This window comes from Vibrio sp. 10N.222.48.A3, from assembly GCF_041475345.1.
Taxonomy (GTDB): Bacteria; Pseudomonadota; Gammaproteobacteria; order Enterobacterales; family Vibrionaceae; genus Vibrio; species Vibrio tasmaniensis_A.
Map to the genome: position 1 here is coordinate 1 of NZ_JBFRVX010000230.1, position 1,030 is coordinate 1,030.

The 1,030-nt window shown below is 44.3% G+C and carries 2 protein-coding genes; both read left to right on the forward strand.

Annotated elements, in window-relative coordinates; translation table 11 throughout:
* Nucleotides 1-31 precede the first annotated feature (31 nt).
* The gene (gene radC, locus AB4653_RS07870) at nucleotides 32-517 is read left to right on the forward strand and encodes a DNA repair protein RadC (protein ID WP_372103754.1); all 486 of its coding nucleotides are present in this window, start codon (nucleotides 32-34) and stop codon (nucleotides 515-517) included.
* 103 nt (nucleotides 518-620) lie between these two features.
* Nucleotides 621-905, forward strand: a complete 285-nt coding sequence (locus AB4653_RS07875) for a DUF1640 domain-containing protein (RefSeq protein ID WP_102257729.1) — start codon at nucleotides 621-623, stop codon at nucleotides 903-905.
* Nucleotides 906-1,030: the final 125 nt, after the last annotated feature.

The window sequence follows — 1,030 nt, forward strand, 5'->3', positions numbered from 1 at the left end:
TCACGACTTTAAATATTAAAAGGGATCTATTATGTCTGTACTTGCTAACTACTCTAATCACAGCCTTTTCTCTGTAGAAGAAAAAGATATCTTGCACCATGCCGCGAGCATTTTAAAATCTAAGTTGTTTGTGTCAGAGCAGACGCCACTCAATTCCCCTGAATTGGTGAAGTCATTTTGTCAGACTTCACTCGCTTCCAATGAAAGCGAAGTGTTTGGGGTGATATTTCTTGATAGTCAGCATCGAGTTTTACGCACAAAAGAGATGTTTAACGGCACCATTGACACCGCATCCGTTTACCCGCGTGAAGTGGTCAAAGAGTCACTGGCCACAAATGCAAGCGCGGTCATTTTTTATCATAACCATCCCAGCGGTGATGCCACACCCAGTCAAGCCGATCGACGTATTACTCGACGACTGACCGACGCGTTAGCCTTGGTTGATATTCGAGTACTCGATCACTTCGTGGTGTCTTTTGAAGATGTGGTGTCATTTGCGGAGCGTGGTTGGATATAACCATTAGTTAGTGGAAAATGTCTCTCATTCACGCCTATTCTGGCGTGAATGACTTCGGTAACGTAATGCAGTAAACTAAAGACAACTAAATAAGGTTTCTATTATGTCTGAATCAAGCAAAGTTACATTAAGCGTTGAAGAGCTGATCAACCTAACCGCTCATGCTGCCACTCAAGAGCAGTTAAATGATACGCGGAAAGAACTCGATCAGAAGATCGAAGCGGTTCGTAATGAGCTGAAATCTGATATTCAAGGGGTACGGAATGAGGTCCTGGGGGTTCGTAATGAAGTGAGTTCCCTTAAAAACCTCATTATTGCTACTGCCTTTGCGATGATTGCGACGGTAGCCGGTGCCGCGTTTTGGGTTGGCAGTCATATCACCGCTTAATGTACAAATATGTTTTCTGAAATGCCTCTTATCCTAGAGGCATTTTTTTTACCTCGTGATTGCTGTGTACGCTTGGGTTTCTGCGCTAAAAGAGGTTGAGCCAAAGGCTCGACCGCAAGCGGTCG